The organism is Pararhodobacter aggregans (assembly GCF_003075525.1).
GTDB classification, from domain to species: domain Bacteria; phylum Pseudomonadota; class Alphaproteobacteria; order Rhodobacterales; family Rhodobacteraceae; genus Pararhodobacter; species Pararhodobacter aggregans.
In genome coordinates, this window is the sequence record NZ_QDDR01000001.1 from 683,083 (window position 1) to 702,822 (window position 19,740).

General features: G+C 68.2%; 19 protein-coding genes. 12 read left to right on the forward strand and 7 right to left on the reverse strand.

What is annotated here, in order from left to right; all coding sequences use genetic code 11:
- The first annotated feature begins 19 nt into the window (after nucleotides 1-19).
- The 7 genes from DDE23_RS03395 (at nucleotide 20) to DDE23_RS03425 (ending at nucleotide 8,369) form a co-directional block, all read left to right on the forward strand.
- Nucleotides 20-1,063 (forward strand): NAD(P)-dependent alcohol dehydrogenase, encoded by a 1,044-nt coding sequence (locus DDE23_RS03395; protein ID WP_107749957.1) that lies wholly within the window; start codon nucleotides 20-22, stop codon nucleotides 1,061-1,063.
- 104 nt (nucleotides 1,064-1,167) lie between these two features.
- On the forward strand, nucleotides 1,168-1,563 hold the full coding sequence (locus tag DDE23_RS03400) for a VOC family protein (RefSeq protein WP_107749958.1): 396 nt from the start codon (nucleotides 1,168-1,170) through the stop codon (nucleotides 1,561-1,563).
- A 46-nt stretch (nucleotides 1,564-1,609) separates the two neighbouring features.
- Nucleotides 1,610-3,793, forward strand: a complete 2,184-nt coding sequence (gene katG, locus DDE23_RS03405; protein ID WP_107749959.1) for a catalase/peroxidase HPI — start codon at nucleotides 1,610-1,612, stop codon at nucleotides 3,791-3,793.
- A 235-nt stretch (nucleotides 3,794-4,028) separates the two neighbouring features.
- Entirely contained in the window at nucleotides 4,029-4,508 is a 480-nt protein-coding gene (locus DDE23_RS03410; RefSeq protein ID WP_107749960.1) for a hypothetical protein, read from the forward strand.
- Between the two features lie 60 nt (nucleotides 4,509-4,568).
- Entirely contained in the window at nucleotides 4,569-6,581 is a 2,013-nt protein-coding gene (locus tag DDE23_RS03415) for a sigma-54-dependent Fis family transcriptional regulator (RefSeq protein ID WP_107749961.1), read from the forward strand.
- Between the two features lie 163 nt (nucleotides 6,582-6,744).
- Nucleotides 6,745-7,812, forward strand: a complete 1,068-nt coding sequence (gene recA, locus DDE23_RS03420; RefSeq protein ID WP_107749962.1) for a recombinase RecA — start codon at nucleotides 6,745-6,747, stop codon at nucleotides 7,810-7,812.
- Nucleotides 7,809-8,369 carry a hypothetical protein gene (locus DDE23_RS03425; protein WP_107749963.1) on the forward strand — a complete coding sequence of 187 codons (561 nt, stop codon included), beginning with the start codon at nucleotides 7,809-7,811 and terminating at the stop codon, nucleotides 8,367-8,369. The genes recA and DDE23_RS03425 overlap by 4 nt, the downstream gene beginning before the upstream one ends.
- Before the next feature lie 714 nt (nucleotides 8,370-9,083).
- On the opposite strand, the gene DDE23_RS03430 is transcribed toward DDE23_RS03425, so the two are convergent.
- The 3 genes from DDE23_RS03430 to surE form a co-directional block, all read right to left on the reverse strand.
- Nucleotides 9,084-10,271 (reverse strand): peptidoglycan DD-metalloendopeptidase family protein, encoded by a 1,188-nt coding sequence (locus tag DDE23_RS03430; protein WP_107749964.1) that lies wholly within the window; start codon nucleotides 10,269-10,271, stop codon nucleotides 9,084-9,086.
- Nucleotides 10,272-10,429: 158 nt separating this feature from the next.
- A complete protein-coding gene (locus DDE23_RS03435) occupies nucleotides 10,430-11,077 on the reverse strand; it encodes a protein-L-isoaspartate(D-aspartate) O-methyltransferase (RefSeq protein ID WP_107749965.1) in 648 nt (215 codons plus the stop codon).
- Nucleotides 11,074-11,862: a 5'/3'-nucleotidase SurE gene (gene surE, locus DDE23_RS03440; RefSeq protein ID WP_107749966.1), complete on the reverse strand. Its 789-nt coding sequence runs from the start codon at nucleotides 11,860-11,862 to the stop codon at nucleotides 11,074-11,076. Before surE ends, DDE23_RS03435 begins: the two co-directional genes overlap by 4 nt.
- 163 nt (nucleotides 11,863-12,025) lie before the next feature.
- Here surE and DDE23_RS03445 point away from each other — a divergent pair, with 163 nt between their 5' ends.
- Together DDE23_RS03445 and DDE23_RS03450 are read left to right on the forward strand one after the other, a co-directional pair.
- Nucleotides 12,026-12,481, forward strand: a complete 456-nt coding sequence (locus DDE23_RS03445; protein WP_107749967.1) for a hypothetical protein — start codon at nucleotides 12,026-12,028, stop codon at nucleotides 12,479-12,481.
- Between the two features lie 131 nt (nucleotides 12,482-12,612).
- On the forward strand, nucleotides 12,613-13,512 hold the full coding sequence (locus DDE23_RS03450) for an NAD(P)-dependent oxidoreductase (protein WP_107749968.1): 900 nt from the start codon (nucleotides 12,613-12,615) through the stop codon (nucleotides 13,510-13,512).
- On the opposite strand, the gene DDE23_RS03455 is transcribed toward DDE23_RS03450, so the two are convergent.
- The 3 genes from DDE23_RS03455 to DDE23_RS03465 all read right to left on the reverse strand — a co-directional run bounded on the left by DDE23_RS03455 (nucleotide 13,513) and on the right by DDE23_RS03465 (nucleotide 16,312).
- Nucleotides 13,513-14,385, reverse strand: coding sequence for a LytTR family DNA-binding domain-containing protein (locus DDE23_RS03455; RefSeq protein ID WP_107749969.1), 873 nt, complete (start codon nucleotides 14,383-14,385; stop codon nucleotides 13,513-13,515).
- Between the two features lie 91 nt (nucleotides 14,386-14,476).
- The gene (locus DDE23_RS03460) at nucleotides 14,477-15,406 is read right to left on the reverse strand and encodes an ornithine cyclodeaminase family protein (protein WP_107749970.1); all 930 of its coding nucleotides are present in this window, start codon (nucleotides 15,404-15,406) and stop codon (nucleotides 14,477-14,479) included.
- Nucleotides 15,407-15,688: 282 nt separating this feature from the next.
- Entirely contained in the window at nucleotides 15,689-16,312 is a 624-nt protein-coding gene (locus DDE23_RS03465) for a MarR family winged helix-turn-helix transcriptional regulator (RefSeq protein WP_107749971.1), read from the reverse strand.
- A 113-nt stretch (nucleotides 16,313-16,425) separates the two neighbouring features.
- Between DDE23_RS03465 and DDE23_RS03470 the strand changes: the two genes are divergently transcribed.
- Together DDE23_RS03470 and DDE23_RS03475 are read left to right on the forward strand one after the other, a co-directional pair.
- Nucleotides 16,426-17,277, forward strand: a complete 852-nt coding sequence (locus DDE23_RS03470; RefSeq protein WP_337589825.1) for an RNA polymerase factor sigma-32 — start codon at nucleotides 16,426-16,428, stop codon at nucleotides 17,275-17,277.
- Nucleotides 17,278-17,403: 126 nt separating this feature from the next.
- Entirely contained in the window at nucleotides 17,404-18,063 is a 660-nt protein-coding gene (locus DDE23_RS03475) for a VanZ family protein (RefSeq protein ID WP_157957961.1), read from the forward strand.
- On the opposite strand, the gene DDE23_RS03480 is transcribed toward DDE23_RS03475, so the two are convergent.
- Nucleotides 18,060-19,049, reverse strand: coding sequence for a DUF2125 domain-containing protein (locus DDE23_RS03480; RefSeq protein ID WP_157957962.1), 990 nt, complete (start codon nucleotides 19,047-19,049; stop codon nucleotides 18,060-18,062). The genes DDE23_RS03475 and DDE23_RS03480 overlap by 4 nt on opposite strands.
- 91 nt (nucleotides 19,050-19,140) lie before the next feature.
- Between DDE23_RS03480 and DDE23_RS03485 the strand changes: the two genes are divergently transcribed.
- Nucleotides 19,141-19,677 carry a gamma-glutamylcyclotransferase gene (locus DDE23_RS03485; protein WP_107749975.1) on the forward strand — a complete coding sequence of 179 codons (537 nt, stop codon included), beginning with the start codon at nucleotides 19,141-19,143 and terminating at the stop codon, nucleotides 19,675-19,677.
- Nucleotides 19,678-19,740 lie beyond the last annotated feature (63 nt).

The window sequence follows — 19,740 nt, forward strand, 5'->3', positions numbered from 1 at the left end:
CCCGGAAAGGATGAGAGAGATGAAAGCAGCGAGACTCTACGAATACGACCCCGAGATGAACGTCCAGCTCAAGATCGAGAACGTCGCGGCGCCGACCATCACCGGCCCGAACGAGGTGATCGTCAAGGTGGGCGCGGCGGGCCTGTGCCGCACCGACCTCCATATTATCGAGGGGGTCTGGCGCGAGATCATGGACACCCACGGCAACCTGCTGCCCTATATCATGGGGCACGAGAACGCGGGCTGGGTCGAGGATGTCGGCAGCGCCGTGACCTCGGTGAAGCCCGGCGATGCGGTCATCTGCCACCCGCACCGCAGCTGCGGCATCTGCCTCAACTGCCGCTATGGCCATGACATGTATTGCGACCACGGCCTCTTCCCTGGGCTGGGGCTGGACGGCGGGTTCGCCGAGTATTTCAAGACCAACGAAAGCTCGGTCATCAAGCTGAACACCGGGATCACGCCGCTCAGCGTGGCGCCGATGGCCGATGCCGGGATCACCGCCTATCGCGCCGCCAAGAAGGCCGCGAAGCTGCTGCGGCCGGGCGCCTATGTGCTGCTTCTGGGCATCGGCGGGCTGGGCCATATCGCGCTGCAGGTCCTGAAGCACATGAGCGGCGCGCGGGTCATCGCGGTGGATCGCGAGCCCGGCGCGCAGGTGCTGGCCCGCGAGTTGGGCGCCGATTTCGTGCTGGATGGCGGGCCCGACCTGCTGACGCAGGTGGCCGACATCACCGGCGGCGGCGCGCATGTGGTGATCGACTTCGTGGGCGAGCACGGGACCGAGAACCTCTGCTGGCAGATGCTGCGTCAGGGGGGCGACCTGATCATGGTGGGCTATGGCGGCACGATCCAGGTGCCGACGCTGGACCTCGTCTCGCGTGAGATCCGCATCGGCGGCAGCCTCGTGGGCGATTACACCGAACTGGTCGAGCTGATGGAGATGAACGCCGACGGCAAAGTGATGATGCACCAGACCGAGTACAAGCTCGACGACATCAACACCGCCATCTCGGATTTCAAGAACCGCAAGTTCACCGGGCGGGGCGTGATCGTTCCCTGACGCCCTGACAGCAACTCCGGCCGTCTCCCCGATGGCCGGGCATGTCCCTGCGGCCGCATTCCCTCCCGCGTGCCGCAGGGACCTTTTTCCCCTGCGAGGCTCTCATGGCCAAGGCCATCCATTCCATGATCCGCGTCCTCGACGAGGCGCGTTCGACCGCCTTCTACCGCGACGCTTTCGGGTTGACGCAAGCCGACCGGCTGGATTTCGAAGGCTTCACGCTGATTTATCTCTCGAACCCCGAAAGCGGGTTCGAGCTGGAGCTGACGGTCAACAAGGACCGGACCGCCCCCTATGCGCTGGGCGACGGCTACGGCCATTTCGCCGTCAGCGTCGACGATGTGGACGCCGAACACGCCCGGATGACGGCGCTGGGCCTGAACCCCCGCAAGCTCGTGGATTTCCGGAACGGCGACACGCTGGTCGCCCGGTTTTTCTTCATCGCCGACCCGGACGGCTACCAGATCGAGGTCCTCCAGCGCGGGGGCCGCTTCCAATAAGGCGCGCCAGGCGCCCGACCAGACTATCCGCCTGAGGGAGACACACATGGACGGAAACAAGATCACCGACGCGGGCAAATGCCCGGTCATGCACGGCGCCACCAATGTCGCGGGGCAAAGCAACCGCGACTGGTGGCCGAACCAGCTGAACCTGCGCATCCTGCACCAGCATCCGCCGAGCGCCGACCCGATGCCCGAGGGCTTCGACTATGCCGAGGCCTTCAAGGCGCTGGACCTCGATGCGGTGAAGGCCGACCTCACCCATCTGATGACCGACAGTCAGGAGTGGTGGCCCGCCGATTACGGCCATTACGGGCCCTTCTTCATCCGCATGGCCTGGCATTCGGCCGGCACCTACCGCACGGCGGACGGGCGGGGCGGGGCCTCGACCGGGACGCAGCGCTTCGCGCCGCTGAACTCGTGGCCCGATAACGGCAACCTCGACAAGGCGCGGCGGCTTCTGTGGCCGATCAAGGAGAAATACGGCAACGCGATCTCCTGGGCCGACCTGATGATCCTGGCGGGCAATGTCGCCATCGAAAGCATGGGCGGGCGCACCTTCGGCTTCGGCGGCGGGCGCGAGGACGTCTGGGCGCCGGAGGAGGACATCTATTGGGGCGCCGAGACGTCCTGGCTGGGCGATACCCGCTATTCGGGCGACCGGGTGCTCGAAAACCCTCTGGCCGCCGTGCAGATGGGGCTGATCTATGTGAACCCCGAGGGACCGAACGGCAACCCGGACCCGCTGGCCTCGGGCCGCGACATCCGCGACACCTTCGCCCGGATGGGGATGAATGACGAAGATACCGTGGCGCTGGTCGCGGGCGGCCACACCTTCGGCAAGGCCCATGGCGCGGGCAATCCCGGCCTTGTCGGTCCCGAACCCGAGGCGGCGCCTCTGGAGGCCATGGGCTTTGGCTGGATCAACGCGCACCGCAGCGGCAAGGGGGTCGATACCACGACCTCGGGGATCGAGGGCGCCTGGACCCCGAACCCGATCCGCTGGGACACGGCCTATCTGGACGTGCTGTTCGGCTACGATTGGGACCTGACCAAAAGCCCCGCGGGCGCGCATATCTGGCACGCCAAGGGGCTGGCGCCCGAGGATCACGCGCCCGAGGTGGACGGCTCGGCCAAGCGCGTCCCGATCATGATGACCACCGCCGACATGGCGATGCGAATGGACCCGATCTATGGCCCCATCGCCAAGCGCTTCCAGCAGAACCCCGGCGAGTTCGCCGAGGCCTTCGCCCGCGCCTGGTTCAAGCTCACGCACCGCGACATGGGGCCGAAGGCGCGCTACCTCGGCAAGGAGGTCCCGCGCGAGGATCTGATCTGGCAGGACCCGCTGCCGCCGGTCACCCACCCGCTGATCGACGCCGGGGATATCGCCACGCTGAAAGCGCAGATCGCGGCGACCGGGCTGCCGGTGGCGGATCTGGTGTGGGTCGCGTGGGCCTCGGCCTCGACCTTCCGGGGGTCGGACAAGCGGGGCGGGGCCAATGGCGCGCGCATCCGCCTCGCGCCGCAAAAGGACTGGGAGGCGAACGAACCGACGCGCCTCGCCCATATCCTCGCCACGCTGGGCGCGGTGCAGGAGGGCTTCAACCGGGGGGCGAAGACGGTCTCGATGGCCGATCTGATCGTGCTGGCCGGTGCTCTGGGGGTCGAAACCGCGGCCCGCGCCGGGGGGCACGACATCGCCGTGCCCTTCACCCCCGGCCGCACCGACGCGACCGAAGCCCAGACCGATGCCGAGAGCTTCGCGCCGATGGAGCCCATCGCCGACGGCTTCCGCAACTTCCAGAAGCGGGAATACTCGGTCCCGGCCGAGGCGCTGCTGGTCGATCGCGCGCAGCTTCTGGGCCTCAGCGCGCCGGAAATGACCGCGCTGGTCGGCGGCCTCAGGACCATCGGCGCGACGCATGGCGCCGATCCCGCCGGGGTGCTGACCCATCGGCCCGGCACACTCAGCCGCGATTTCTTCGTCAACATCCTCGACATGGGGACCAGCTGGGCGCCGGTCGACGCCGAGGCCACCCGCTTCGAGGGCCGCTGCCGCAAGACCGGCGCGGTGACATGGACCGGCAGCCGGGTCGATCTGGTCTTCGGTTCGAACTCGCAACTGCGCGCGCTGGCCGAGGTCTATGCCAGCCCCGCGAACGAGCGGGCCTTCGTCAACGCCTTCGTCGCCGCCTGGACGAAGGTGATGCAGGCCGACCGTTTCTGACACCGCCCCGGCGCCATGCTGAACGAAGCAACGAAACCCGGGGGGCGGATCCGGCCCCCGGGATCACGACCCGTTTCAGAGCCTTGTTTGTAAAGGGTAATATCCGGCCATTCTTGCCGCACTCCGGTTCGGCGGCCTGCGCTTTCCCGGCGCATTTCTCGCCCGGATCAAAGCCGAATTTCCTTTGCGGGATAGGCCCGCAATGCTACCATTTGGAATTAGGAGGAGACCAACCGTGGATATCATTTCCAAGCGCGAAGGCCCGCGTGCCGAGGACCTGCGTGCCCGGCGGATGATTGCCGAGAACTCCACCACCATCCGCCGACTGGCCGACCAGATCAGCAACGGCGGATACACCAAGATGCAACAGGACAAGGCCCGCCGGGCCCAGCAGCCGCAGGCCGAGGGGTTGATTATCCGCGACCTCAAGGCGCCCGCTGCGGCCGATACGGTCGAGCCCTATGTCAAGGTCAGCCTGAACGGCCGCGTGGTTCTGGTCGACAAGGTCACCAGCCGCCAGCTGCAGATGCTGGGCGAGATCCGCGGCGCCTCGTTCGCCCGGCGCTTCGTCCTGGCCACCGCCGAGAACGGCTTCCTGTCACCGATCGACGACCAGATGCGGGGCGCCCTTGCCCCCTTTGCCGAGATCCCCCTGACGCGCGCGTTCACCGAGAAAGACCTCGCCCGCGCGCTAGAGGAGGCCCTCGGCGTGTGACGTGACCCGATGACCGAGCCGGTTCGGGCTCAGCATGGCAAAACGGAACCCGCTCTTATCATGGCCCGCAGTAGCTATTTCAAACCGAACGATCCCCCGGCCGGCAAGGCGGGTGCCAGCGGCGTCTCCGAGCGCAGCACCCGGCAGGCCTGGGAGAGCTTTGTCACCTCCGGTCGCCCCGACGAGGCCCGCCCGCGCAATGTCCGCGAGCCGATCCTCGATTCCTGGCGCCGCAGCGCCGAACTGGGGATCGACGCCTCGGGGCTGGTCGCCCGCAAGATCGCCGATGACGAGGAGATCTATCAGCGCCGCGAGCGCAACGCCTCGTTGCGGCGGGCGGCGCTGGCCGCCTTCCGCCGCCTCGAACCCTATCTGAAAGAAGCGAAGACCATTCTGATCCTGGCCGATGACCAGGGCGTCATCATCGACGCCATCGGCGATGAATCGGTGCTGGACGAAGGGCAGTCGATCCATCTGGAGGTGGGCGGCGACTGGACGGAAAGCAGCGTCGGCACCAATGGCATCGGCACCGCGCTCAAGACCGGCCTGCCGATCTATGTCCATGCCTCCGAGCATTTCGTCGAAGGCGTGCAGAGCTGGACCTGCGCCGGGGTGCCGATCCGCGATCCGATGACCCAGGCGGTGGTCGGCGTGGTCGATCTGTCCGGCCCGCCGCAGATCTTCCAGCAGCACAACATCGCCCTGGTGCTGGCCGCCGCGCGCGAGATCGAGATCGCGCTGGCCGAACAGCAACGCCAGGACCGCACCCAGCTGCTGGAGGCGTTCCTGATGTCCGAACGCGCGCAGCTCGACAACAAGGTGCTGCTCCTGGACCGCAACGGGCGCATCCTGTTCCGCCGGGGGCTGGACGACAAGGAGCACCCCGCGGTCGGCTCGCTGGCGCTGGGCAGCCGCCTGTTGCCCAAGCTCGACGGGCACAGCGATCAGGATCTGGTCAAGCTGCTGCCCCCCGCGATCGAGGCCCGGGGACTCGAATTGCTCTATTTCGACGGCGCCAATCGGGGCGCCGCGCTTTTTCTGAAGACCGAGCGCACGCCGGGCAAACCCCTGCCGACCACCCGCTCGATCAAGCCGCGCCGCGACGTGGCCGAGCGGCGGATCGACATCGTCGGCAGTTCGCCCAGGATGGTCGAGGCGATGGAACTGGCCGAACGCGCCGCGCATACCAATGTCTCGGTGCTGATCCTGGGCGAGACCGGGGTCGGCAAGGAGCTGTTCGCCCGGCTGGTCCATGGCAGCCTCGCCTCGGAAAAGGCGCCCTATGTGCCGGTCAATTGCGCCGCCGTCTCCAACGACCTGATCGGGGCCGAGCTGTTCGGCTATGTCGACGGGGCCTTCACCGGGGCCACGCGCGGCGGGCGGCCGGGCAAGTTCGAACTGGCCAATGGCGGGGTGCTCTGCCTCGATGAGATCGGCGACATGCCCATCGAATTGCAGCCCTATCTGCTGCGCGCGCTGGAGCAGCGGGCCATCTACCGCATGGGCGACAACCAGCGCCGGCCGGTCGATGTGAAGCTGGTGTCGATCACCAACCGCGACCTGCGGCAGGAGATCGACAAGGGAAAATTCCGCCGCGACCTGTTCTACCGGATCAGCGTCGTCACCATCGAGGTTCCGCCCCTGCGCGAGCGGGGTGAGGATGTGCTGGGGCTTTGCCAGCATTTCGCCGGTCTCTACGCCGCCGAGTTCAACCGCCCGGCGTTGCGCTTCGCCGATCAGGCGATGGAGCGGCTGCTGTCCTATCCCTGGCCCGGCAATGTCCGCGAATTGCGCAACCTCGTGCAGCGCAGCTACCTGATGGTGCGGGGCGATGTCGTGACGCTGGCCGATCTGCCGGCCGAGATCCGCGAGGATCTGGACGATCCGACCGACGAATCCCTGGGCAATATCCTCAAGGGCAATTCCGGCGATCTGGAGAGCATCGAGGCAGGCGCGATCCGCCGGGCGATGGTCGCCGAAGGGGGCAACCTGACCCGGGTTGCGGCGCAATTGGGCATCTCGCGCCCGACGCTCTACCGCAAGCTGAAGAATTACCGCATCGGCAAGCCCTGATCCGGCTCCGGTATCAATGCTTTCTTAACCATATGGACGCGAGGCTGGGGTTCCTGAAACTCCGCTTGAAATGTTCCTGTTTTGTGCGCATATTGGCGAGAACAAGAATGGAACAAACGCGACATTGCCGCCCGGTACGGGCTATGGGATAAGGGGTCTGAACATGGCAACGGCGAGCCTTCTCGACATGCAGGACAAACGCGCACAGGACAAGCAGAAGGCGCTCGACTCGGCGCTGGCGCAGATCGAACGGCAGTTCGGCAAGGGCTCGATCATGCGGCTGGGGAAAGACAATCCCGTGGCCGAGATCGAATCGACCTCGACCGGCTCGCTCGGCCTCGACATCGCGCTGGGCATCGGCGGCCTGCCCAAGGGCCGCATCATCGAGGTTTACGGGCCCGAAAGCTCGGGCAAGACGACGCTGACGCTGCATGTCATTGCCGAAGAACAGAAAAAAGGCGGCACCTGCGCCTTTGTCGACGCTGAACACGCGCTCGACCCGCAATATGCCAAGAAGCTGGGCGTCAATCTGGACGACCTGCTGATCTCGCAGCCCGACACCGGCGAACAGGCGCTGGAAATCGTCGACATGCTGGTGCGCTCGGGCGCCGTCTCGGTGGTGGTGGTCGACTCGGTTGCCGCGCTCACCCCGAAATCGGAGCTTGAGGGCGATATGGGCGACAGCTCGGTCGGCGTGCACGCCCGCCTGATGAGCCAGGCCATGCGCAAGCTGACCGGCTCGATCAGCCGCTCGAACTGCATGGTGATCTTCATCAACCAGATCCGCATGAAGATCGGCGTGATGTTCGGCTCGCCCGAGACCACGACCGGCGGCAATGCGCTGAAATTCTACGCCTCCGTGCGCCTCGACATCCGCCGGATCGGTTCGATCAAGGACCGGGACGAGGTCGTGGGCAACCAGACCCGCGTGAAAGTGGTGAAGAACAAGGTCGCGCCGCCCTTCAAGCAGGTCGAATTCGACATCATGTACGGCGACGGGATTTCCAAGACCGGCGAGCTTCTCGACATCGGCGTGAAGGCCGGCGTGGTGGAGAAATCGGGCTCGTGGTATTCCTACGGCGACGAACGGATCGGCCAGGGGCGCGAGAATGCCAAGGGCTTCCTCAAATCCAACCCGCAGATCGCCTACGAGATCGAGGACAAGATCCGCGCGGCGAACGGCCTCGACTTCCACATGAGCGAGGAAGACGGCGCGGTGCTCGACGAGTGACGGGCAGGGCGCAGGTCACGGCCGAGGAACTCGCCGCCGGATTGCCGCATGTGCTGGCCGCGCCGAAGGACGGCGCGGCGGTCGAGCTGCTCTGCCTGCGCCCCGCCTATAACGAACGCCGCTTCGTCGACCGGATCACGATGACGCGCGCCGGCGGGATCCCCGGCGAACGCTGGTCCACCGCTCCCTGGCTGCGCCTGCCCGACGGCAGTCCGCATCCCGGCATCCAGGTCTCGATCCTGCCGCGGCGGGTCATGGACCTGGTCTGGCGCGACCGCGAGGGCACGCCGCATCCGGGCGACACCTTCGTGGCGGATCTGGATACCAGCGAGGCCAATCTGCCGACCGGCACGCTGCTGGCCGTCGGCAGCGCGGTGCTGCGGGTGTCCGAGGTCTTCAACGACGCCTGCGTGAAGTGGAAGGTCCGCTACGGCAGTGCCGCCAAGGACTGGATCACCGCCCCCGGCCATCCGCCCCTGCGCCTGCGCGGGCTGCTGTGCAGCGTGGAGACGGACGGTGAGCTCGCCAACGGCGACGTGATTCGCGCCCTGCGCTGAACCCCGGCGCGACAAGGGGGATCGCCGGCAGAAAACGGCCCCTCTGGCGGGAGGCCGACGGATCGTAGCTCCGTGGCGACCTCGGAGAGTCCGGTTGCGGGCCTGAGCGGGCCTCATGGCCACGGGCACTCCGGCAGCAGGGCGCAATCCCCGGGGAAGACGCCATTGGCAGGATCTCGGGGCACAGCTCACCCGCAACCGGCAGCCCGACGCCTTGCCTCGATGACGGGAAAGGGCGGGATGGGCGCCTTGCAGTCGTTCCACCTCTGCCGCGGAACCCCGGACGATCGTGCGACCGCTGAGCGACATGCGGCGAGGATCGGGCCACGATCCGATGCACCCGGCCGCCGGGGAACCCGCCGGACGCCTCCTCAGCGCCTCTGAAAGTCCTCTCTGCCGGAGGATTGACACCGGGGCGAACCGATTGACCCTGCTGGCATCCCCCCCAAGGCAAAGCCGAGACCCTGGCAAAGAACCGGCGCCCCGGCGTGAGTGGGCATTGAGACCCAGCGACAAGCCCACCTGACACCCCAAGGGCACGGTGCGCCCGACGCTCTCCCCGAACCTCGCGCCTTCTTTGCGCCTCAAATATCCTCGGGGGTTTCCAAAGGGGGTGGAAAACCCCCTTTGGCGAGGGGGTGCGGGGGGCGAGCAGCCCCCCGCTTCCGGTCGCCCGCAGGCGCAAGCCCAGGGCGAAACCCGGGGCCCCGGCGCTTATTGCAGATAGGGCATCGGATCCACGCTCTCGAAGCCCTCGCGGACCTCGAAATGCAGGAACGAGGGATCGCCCGAGCGCACCGTGGCGATGCTCTGGCCGCGGGTCACCCGGTCGCCGCGGGCCACGCGGATGCCGTCGATATTGGCATAGACCGTCAGCAGGTTGTTCTCGTGGCGGATCACCATGATCGGCACCTGATCGGTGTCCTGGGTGATCGCCGCGACCGTGCCCGCGGCGGCGGCATGGACCTCGGTCCCGGCCGGGGCGCCGATGCCGACGCCATCGTTGCGGCCCTGGGCATAGGCGCGGATGATGCGGCCCTGCACCGGCATGCCCAGACGCGGGCCCTGGGTGCGCTGACCGGCCATGTCGGCGACCGGCGCGGCGGGCTGGGTCGCGCCCTGACCGGCAGGCGCCGGATTGGTCTGCGGCAGCGGGGTCGCGGCCGAGGGTGGCACCGGCGTGGGCGAGCCCTGGCCGGGCGGCGTGGTGCTGGTCGTCGTCTCGCTGGCCGGCAGCGAGGCGGGCACCGGCACCGTCGGCGCGGCAAGCCCGGTCGCATTCAGCGGGTCGCCTGCGGCCGCGGCGGTGATGGATTGCGGCACCGGGATCACCAGGATCTGGCCCTCGCGCACGCTCATGTCGGCGGGCAGCCCGTTCCATTCGGCGATCGAGCGCGGCGAGACGTTGTAGAGCCGGGCGATGGTGAAGGCGGTCTCGCCCCGTTCGACGGTGTGGCGCAGCGGCTCGGCCACCGCGGGCGTCGCCGGGCCCAACGGCGTCGAGGTGATCGGCGTGCTGGCCGAACCGTCACCGACCCGGGACGGCAGCACCAGCAATTCGCCGCCGCGCAGCGCCGTGTCGGGGGCGATGGCATTGTGGTTGGCAAGCGAGGTCGCATCGAGGCCGAGCCGGGCGGCGATATCCGCGACCCGCTCGCCGCGCTGGGCGACGACGACCTGATAGCCGGGGTAGGAGATGACGCCACGCCCATCGGGCGCCGGGCGCGAGCCGGTGGTGTTGCGCGCCGCATCCGTGGTCGAGAAGCGCTCGGACGGCCGCAGGTCCCAGTCCAGATCGTTCACGTTGCTGCAGCCCGCGACGCTGAGCCCCGCCAGCACCGCCAGTGTCGTCAGCCGCAAGCCGCGGCTCGGTTCCCGTATCGCCAAATGCTGTCTGCTCATTCCGTCCACGCCATTTCCGCCCGTTCATAGCCCGTCATTGGCCGGAGAACCGGCACCGCGCGGGCCTTGTGACATCTATACCGAAAAACAAGGGGTAATACACCCCATCACCACAACGTGTTGTGGATTTCCGCGCATCGGACGCGAGGTCCAGCCCGTCAATCCCGCGCCATCCCCTCCAGAAGCGGCACGAAACGTACCGGCCGCAGCTCCTCGTACTCGTAGCCCTGCTCGGTCTTGCGCACCTTGATGAGGCTTTGCACCGTATCGGTCTGACCCACCGGCACCACCATGATCCCGCCCGGGCGCAGCTGCGCCAGCAGGGGGCCGGGCGGGTCCTCGGCCGCGGCGGTGACGATGATCCGGTCGAAGGGCGCCTGATCGGGCAGGCCGAAACTGCCGTCCGTGGCGATGGCGGTGATGTTGTGCAGGTCGAGCCGGGCAAAGAGCGCGCGCGCCTCGGCGATCAGCGGGCGGTGGCGTTCCACCGTATAGACCCGCCGCGCCAGCCGGCTCAGGATCGCCGCCTGATAGCCCGAGCCGGTTCCGACCTCGAGCACCTTGTCGCGGGGCGTGACCTCCAGCGCCTCGGTCATCAGCGCCACGACCGAGGGCTGGCTGATGGTCTGGCCGCAGCCGATGGGCAGCGGCGTGTCCTCATAGGCGCGGTCGGCGAAGATGCCGGTGACGAAAAGGCCGCGGTCGATGGTCTCGAAGGCGCGCAGGATGGCCGGATCGGTGACGCCGCGCGAACGCAGGGTCAGGATCAGGCGCATCACGTTCTGAGCGCGCTCGGCCTCGGTCATTCCAGCCGCTCGCGGAGGGTGTCGAGGCTCTCGTGCGCGGTCAGGTCGCAGCGCATCGGCGTGACCGAGATCCAGCCGTCGAGATTGGCCGCCGCATCGGTGCCGGGCAGCGTCGGCACGCCCTGCGGGCCGCCCTTGATCCACAGGAACTTGCGCCCCGAGGGCGAGACATGCGGTTCCACCCCGAACGAGGTGTGGCGCCGGAAACCCTGTGCGGCGACCTTGACGCCCTTGACCTCATCCGCCGGGACCGCCGGGAAGTTGACGTTATAGAACAGCCGGTAATCGGTATCGTCCCAAAGGCCCCGCTCCAGCAGGTCGCGCACCACCTTGGTGCCGTGCAGGACGGCGGGTTCGAACATGCCGCCCTCCATGTCGGCGCTGCGGGGGCCGATGTATTGCGAGAGCGCAATCGCCTTCATCCCCTGCAGGGCGGCTTCCATCGCGCCGCCGATGGTGCCCGAATAGAGCGTGTTCTCGGCCGAATTGTTGCCGCGATTCACGCCCGAGAGCACCAGATCCGGCCGCGCACCGTCCAGCACCTCATAGAGCCCGGCCAGCACGCAATCGGCGGGGCTGCCCTCGGTGGCGAAGCGGCGCGGCGCCAGTTCCATAATCATCATCGGATGGGTGTAGCTGATCTTGTGGCCGACGCCCGATTGCTCGAAGGCCGGGGCCACGACCCAGACCTCGCCGTCGGGGCCGGCGATCTCGGCGGCGATGGCTTCGATCACCTTCAGGCCGGGCGCGTTGATACCGTCGTCATTGGTCACGAGAATGCGCATGTCGGGCCTTTCCTGTCGCTCGCCTCTGCTTAGTCCAGCCGGGGACGGGCGGCAAGCGCGGGGGGCGCCTTCCGGGCCTCCGGCGCCGCTGTCACGCGTTTTTGCGGCGCCATCCCGGGGGGCGGATGCTAGGCTCACCCCTGACCGAGGCCAGGAGGACCCGATGCGCCCCAAGATCTTTGCCCCCATCCTGGCGCTCGCCGCCGCCCTGCTCGGATCGCCGGTCCTGGCCGACGAGGCCTGGGAGACGAACCTCGGCTATGCCGTCTGGGAAGAGACGCGCGGCGCCGACGCGGTGCTGCGCCTCTATCAGGGGCCGGGCACCGAGGGGCCGGTAACGCGGCTGGTCGTGCCGGGACTCGGCCGCGACATGATGGGCGAGCGCGGCAGCTACGAGGCGCTCTGGCTCTCTACCGAGGGCGAGACGGCCTGCGCGGTCGAGGTGATCGACCCGATGGACGGCACCAAGACAGGCTATTGGGGCAGCGCCCTCCTGACCTTCGTCAGCCCCGATTTCCCCAGCGACTGGGCCGGGGTCTATGGCGATTGCCTCGCGGCGCCGACCCGGCCGCTGCAAGCCCGCGCTCTTGTCGGCGAGGCCCGCAACCGCGCGCCCTGAACCCGCCCCCCCTTGAGCCCGCCCCGCCTTGAGTCCGATGTGGCCCTGCGACCTGAGAGGTCGGTTTCGGACGCGCTTTCGGCGCGGACGGCGTGACAGGCTGGGTGGGGACAGGGCAGGGGAGGGCCGCGATGCGCTATGCCTATATCGGATTGGGAAACCTCGGCGGGCATCTGGCGGCCTCGCTGGCAAGCGCCGGTTTTCCGCTGGTGGTGCATGACCGCGACCCGGGGCTGAGGCCCCGGTTCGACGCGCTGGGGGTCGATTGGGCCGATGTCGCCGCCGAAGCCGCGGCCGAGGCCGATGCGGTCATCACCTGCCTGCCCTCGCCCGCGGTCAGCGAGGCGGTGCTGGCCCAGATCCTGCCGGTGATGAAACCCGGCGCCGACTGGATCGAGATGTCGACGCTGGGCCGGGCCGAGATGCTGCGCCTTGCCGCCACGGCCGAGGCGCAGGGCCTGGGCGTGCTGGAATGCCCGGTCACCGGCGGCGTGCATCTGGCGGCGCAGGGCGAGATCACCGTGCTGGCCGGGGGCGAGGCGGCGCTGGTCGACCGCCACCGCCCGGCGCTGGAAGCAATGGGTGGACGGATCTTCCACATGGGGCCGCTGGGCTCGGCCGCGCTTATCAAGGTCATCACCAACATGCTGGCCTTCGTCCATCTGGTCGCCGATGGCGAGGCGCTGATGCTGGCCAAGCGCGGCGGGCTGGACCTGAAGACGGCGTGGGAGGCGATCGCCGCCTCCTCGGGCAGTTCCTTCGTGCACGAGACCGAGGGCCAGCTGATCCTGAACGGCAGCTACGACATCGCCTTCACCATGGATCTGGCGCTGAAGGATCTGGGCTTTGCCATGCGGTTCGGGCGGGAATTCGGCGTGCCGCTGGATCTGGCCTCGATGACCGAACAGACCTTCCTCAAGGGCCGCGCGGCCTATGGCGGGGCGGCGCAATCGACGCAGATCGTCAAGCTGCTGGAGGATCTGCTGGGCACCGACCTGCGCGCCGAGGGCTTCCCGGCGCGGCTGGAATAGCTATTCGGCCGCCGCCCGGCGCTGGTCGAGCGCCGCCCGCAACGCGGCACGCTGGCCCCGCGCCACCGGGATCGTCATCCCGGTCGAGGTGGTCAACTCCATCCCCCCGGCCTCGGTCCGCGCCAGGCTCACCACATGGTCGAGGTTGACCCACCACGATCGATGCACCCTGAGCCCGTTGAACCCGCTCAGGTCGCGCTCGGCATCCGACAGGCGCATCAGCACATTGGTGCTGCCGCGGGGGGTGACGGCCTCGACATAATGGTCCTGCGCGCGCAGGCAGACGAGGTCACGCCCCAGTTCCGCGGGCAGTTTCTCGAAGAGAAGGGGCTGGGCCGGGGAGGGGTCGACAGCGTGCAGCACAGCGACGGGGCGCGCCGGTGCCGGGGACTGGGGGCCGAGCACATAGTACCTTGCGTTGCCGACGATGCTCATCAGCACGAGGATCGTCGCCAGTTCGATCAGCATGCGCAGCGGATCCTGCGGCGCGCCGAAGCGTGAGAACGCGCTGTTCAGCCCGTAGAAGATCACGAAGGCTGGCGGCACGGCGAAAAGCGCCGCCGCCGCCGACACCAGGGTCCAGGGATAGCGGCGATCGGCGTTGAAATGGCGCGCGCCGGTGACCACAACCGTCATGACCAGGCTGGTGCTCAGCAGGCCGACGCCCCAGAACACCACCCGCGAGGCGAGGCTCATCTTGGCCAGCGTGCCGAAGGGCCCGGCCACCACGGTCAACGCCACCCCGGTCGCCAGCAGGGTCCAGAAAAACGGCCGTCGCAGGGTCTCGTGCGTTTCACGAAGCGTGGAATACACCCAGTCGCGCCAGATGCCGGCGCCGGGTTCCTCTGCGGATTTGCCCTGATTTTCGGTCATACTCCCTGAATACCGTTGTTTTGGCGGATTTCAAGGCGGATCGGCCGCAGATTTTGCGTTGCGGCGCCGCTGTCGGGGCGGCGTGAATCGCTCAGGTCGGGGCGTGCGAGGCGTGCCATCGTTGCAGCATATAGCGTGCCGTCATCAGGTCCAGATGTGCCCCGCCGCCGTTCTTGAAAATCGTGATATCCCCGGGTCCGCGCGGGGCCACGCGCTCGGCGGCGAAGTCGCGCAAGTCGCCCAGGATATCGGCTTCGCTGATCGTGCCCCTGGCCAGCGGAATCAGCAATTCGCCGATATGGGGCAGGGTCGTGGCGCGGCTGTCGACGAAGATCCGGGCACGGGTCAGGGCGGTGTCGTCGACCTCGCGCATCTCGGGCGTATAGGCGCCGATCAGGTCCAGATGCTGGCCCGGTCGCAGCCACTCGCCCAGCACGACCGGGGCCTTGGCCATGGTGCAGGTGCTGACGATATCGGCCGCCGCCACCGCCGCCTGCAGATCCTGCGCAACGCCGACACCGGGATAGCGGGCGGCGAGGGCCGCGGCCGCTTCGGTCCGGCGGGCCCAGAGGGTGATGGCGATCCCCGGTTTCCAGGCGCGATAGGCCTCGATCAGCGTGCTGGCGACGGTGCCCGCGCCGACGATCAGCAGGCTTGCGGCGTCGGGGCGGGCCAGCAGGCGGGCCCCCAGCAGCGAGTCGCCCGCGGTCTTCCACTTGGTGATCAGCGCGTTGTCGATCACCGCCTCGATGGCGCCGGTCGTGTCGTCGAAGACCAGCATGGCGCCCTGCACGCTGGGCCGCCCCTGCGCCGCGTTGCCCGGAAAAACCGAGACCGATTTCACCCCCAGCCCCATGCCGTCGATCCAGGCGCAGCGCGACAGCATCCGGTCGTCCCGACGCGACAGCAGGACATCCTCGATCTGCGGCGGGGCGGCGCGATGGCCCGCCAGCAGGGCCGAGGAGAGGTCGAGCCAATCCAGCAGCGGTTCCACCTTTTCCAGGGTCAGGACGGGGATCATGGGGGCTCCTTTGCGGCGAGGCGAGGCTTGCGGATTCGGGGGCAAGCATGAAGCGGTTGTCGGAAAATGAACAGTCGCGACTGAGGGGGATCGCCGCGCACTCGGGTGCGAGCGGCCTATCCCGGTCAGACCTTTCAAGGACAGACATTCAAGGGGGCGTGCAATTCCGGCGGTTTGGCGGGTGGTGTGCCGCGTCTCACGGCGCCACGAAGCTCCTGCGGCGGGCCACCGATAGGGGCACCGCGCCGCCGCAGGGTCCGACGATTGCAGGAAAAGTGCCAGTCAGCGCCGCAGATTGCCCGGCGCGAAATCGATGCAGAGCGCGCGCATGTCCGCGCTGTTCAGCAGCGACTGGCTGCAGCGGCAGAAGACCTCGCCCGACCGCGATGTGTCGCAATGCCCGCAATCGCCGCATTTGCCGAAGCTCGGCGCGGCGCGCAAGCGGGCCAGCGCCTCGCCCAGCTGCGCCAGGGTCTCGGTAAAGGCGGCGCGGCGGGCGGGCGACAGATCCTTGATGCAATGGATCAGATCGTCGAGCGGGTCGTCGGCCAGCTTGGCGCGCCCGGCCTCGGTCAGCTCGATCAGGAACGAGCGCCCGTCGCTTTCATGCGCGCGCTTTTCCAAGAGCCCCAGCGCGATCAGCGATTTCACGGTCTGCGACGCGGTGCCCCGGGTCGTGGCGTTGAATTCCGAAAAGGCCGAGGGCGTTCGCGACAGCCGGTTGGCCGAGGCGAAATAGCGCAGCGCCGTCCATTGCGCGGGCGTCAGGCTGACATCGGCGGCCGCGCTGTGCACGAGCCGCGCGAGGTGAACCAGAAGCTCGGCGGAATGGCAGGGAATCGGGCCTGCGTCCTGCGCGGGCTCCGGCTGGGAATTGGGCGACATCATCGGTGCGGGTTCGCTCATGGCCCGGAAATAAGCGATTCCTCGAACTTGACAAGGGGGAGGTCAGATAGTAGCGTCACGAAACAATATGAGTTCGATGCGCTATTACTTGCGCTTCTCCAAGGATGAGTGCCATGGGCTTTCAGGATCCGCATATCCGCCGCTACGTGCGCGCCTCGATGGCCGAGGAAATCCTCGACGCCGAAACCGAGACGCAGCTGGCCATCGCCTGGCGTGACCACGCCGACGAGGCCGCGCTTCACCGCCTGATCCAGGCCTATGCCCGTCTGGCCGTGTCCTTCGCGGGCCGTTTCAAGCGCTATGATGTCCCCTACGAGGATCTGATCCAGCAGGGCAACCTGGGCCTGATGCGCGCGGCGGAGAAATTCGACCCCGAGAATGGCTCGCGCTTTTCGACCTATGCCGCCTGGTGGATCCGTGCGTCCATGCAGGATTACGTGATGCGCAACTGGTCCTTGGTGCGTACCGGCACCAATGCGACGCAGAAGAAGCTGTTCTTCCACCTGCGCCGGGCCATGCAGAAACACGCGCGGGACGAGGGGGCGGACGAGCCCCTCAGCCTGCGGGTCGCGCGGGAATTGCAGGTGCCCGCCGATCAGGTCGAGGCGATGATGGGCCGCATGGCCGGTCCCGACCTGTCGCTCGACGCGCCGCAGGGCGCCGATGAGGACGGGCGCTCGTGGGTCGACACGATCGAGGACGAGGATATCGCCACCGAAGCCGAGGTGGTCGAAAAGCTCGATGGCGCCCGCCGCCGCGCTGCCCTGCATGCGGCGGTCGAGCAGCTGCCCGACCGTGAGCGGCACATCGTTTCCGCCCGGCACCTGTCGGAAGAACCGGCGACGCTGAGCGATCTGGGCGCCGAGATGGGCATCTCGAAAGAGCGGGTGCGCCAGCTCGAAGAACGCGCCCTGGCCCGGCTGACGACGCTGGTGCGGCAGACCAACGCGCTGTCTGTGCATTGAGGGAACGGCGGCCATGATGCGCCGCCGTTTTGCCACGCCTTTGTTCCGCCGCCTTTTCTTCACCGTTGAGCCATGGTCTATTGGTTCAACGGTGAATTGCCGAAGGCAAACGGGCGGTGTCCCCCGATGACGAGAAGTCCCTCTCCTGATGATCGCCTGAAGGCGATCCGCGGCGAAGTACCCGGGGCGACAGGGCCGCTGAGTGCGCTGATCGTCGGCCAGACCTGGCTCTGGCGCTGGTCGGGTCTGGTGCTGGGCGTGATGCTGGCCTTGCTCATCGCCTCGCTGACCCTGACGCCGCTGCCGGCCGAGCGCATCATGACCGGCGGGATCGACAAGGTTTACCATTTCCTTGGCTTCGCGGCGCTGATCTTTCCGGTGATCCTGACGGATTCGCGGCGCTGGCTCTGGGCGGTGCCGCTGGCCGTCGCGTATGGCGGGGCGATCGAGCTGATCCAGCCCAGCGTCGGGCGGAGTGCCGACTGGCTCGATTTCGGCGCCAATCTGACCGGCGTCCTGGCCGGGGCCGCGCTGGCCGAGATCCTGCACGACCGGATCCGCGACCGGTTCTTTGCCGTCGAGACCGTCGATCTGCCCGATGCCGATCTGGAGGCCGAGGCGCTCAGGGTCGAGGCGATGCGCGCCGAACTGGTGGATGAATTGCGGGTCCTGCTGCGGGAAGAACTGACCGGGATGCGGGCCGGGGCTGCCGAGGCCAGCGCCCCGCCCGAGGCCGAGCCGCCGGCGGCCACCCCGGCGGCACCGCCCGCCCCGCGCCGTCACTAGCCGCCGAGCCCCGGCACCAGCCGCGGCAGCGTGCCCAGCCACAGCGGCCCGAGCCGGACCTCGCCCTCGACCACCGACAGCGGCACTTCCAGCGTTTCGCCCTCGGACCCGGCGGCCATGGCGGCAAGCGCCGGTTCCAGCCCCGATTCCAGATCGGGCGCGATGATGCCCGCGTCGCGCAGGGTCGCCAGCAATTGCCGCCAGCCCTGGATCACCGCTGTCGCATCGCCCGACAGCGCGCCGTCCAGACCCGGGGTCAGCCGTCCGGTCACGTCGATATCGACGCCTTCCCAGGTGGCATGGCCGCCGGTCAGGGTCAGGCGGGTGAGTTGGGGTTCCGGCCCGTCGAAGAGGTGGCGGTCCAGCGGCCGGTCGAATTCGGCCTCGGCATCGAGGCGCAGCGCCTCGATCCGCCGCGGCCAGAGGCGCTGCGGGTCCAGCCGGTCCATCAGCGCGGGATCGGGGAACACGCCCTCGGCCAGCGCCACCAGCTGATGCACCCGCTCACCGATCCGGCGGCTGGCCAGCCTGATCCGGTCCAGCCCGTGGGTGGCGTCGGTCAGTGACAGGTCCAGACCCTCGCCGACCAGCGTCAGAGCCCTGAGCGGCAGGTCCAGCCCCGGCTCCATCTGCAGGGAGGCGCGCAGATCCTGCGCATGCACCGCCACCGACAGATCGCCCCGCTGCCAGAGCTGGTCCGGGGCGAAGACGGCGATCAGGTGGTTCAGCCGGTAGCTGAGCGCGAAGATCTGCACGAAGGGCGCCTGCCACTCGGCGCCGGCGACCCGGATCCGGGGTTCGGTGAAGGTCACGTCAAAGCGGTTGGGAAAGCCCTGGATCGAATGGCCCTGAACCTCGACCTCGGGCACATGGGCAAGGCCCCGCTCGATCGCCCGGTCAAGCGCCCGCGCCCCCACGAACCAATAGCCGCACCAGATCACCGCCACGACCACGGCCAGCGCCGTCAATGCCTTGAGCGCCCGCATCGGCTGCCCCCGTTGTTCTTTCTGCCCGTGCTGTTTACACAGCACGCGCGGGGCGGGCCAGACCTGCCGCGCCCTGTCGAGGAGGCCCGGCATGCGCCCGCTGTGGGTATTCGGTTACGGATCGCTGGTGTGGAACCCCGGTTTCGCCTGGAGCGCCCGGCATCTGGCGGTGCTGAAGGGCTACCGGCGGTCCTTCTGCATGCTGTCGATCCACCATCGCGGCACCGTCGAACGCCCGGGGCTGGTGCTGGCGCTGGATGCGGCCGAAGGGGCCGAATGCCACGGCGTCGCCTTCGAGATCGCGCCGCAGATCGCCGACGAGACGCTGGAATATCTGCGCGCGCGGGAGCTGATCTCGGCCGCCTATCTTGAGGAAATCCATCCCCTGACGCTGGAAGACGGCCGGGTGGTGGAGGCCGTGGTCTATGTCATCGACCCCACGCATGAGCAATATTGCGGGGCGCTGACGCTGGAGGATCAGGCGCAGCGGATCGCCGGGGCGGTCGGCGGGCGCGGCCCCAATGGCGACTATCTGCACCAGACGGCGGCGCATCTGGCGGCGCTGGGCCTGCCGGATGCGGAACTCGAATGGCTGTCGGATCGCGTCAAGGTGTTGCAGGGGGCCTAGTTCCTTGTTGGCAAAGCCCGGCCGGACCACTAGATTTTGAGGCAAAAGAAACAGGTGGGCCGG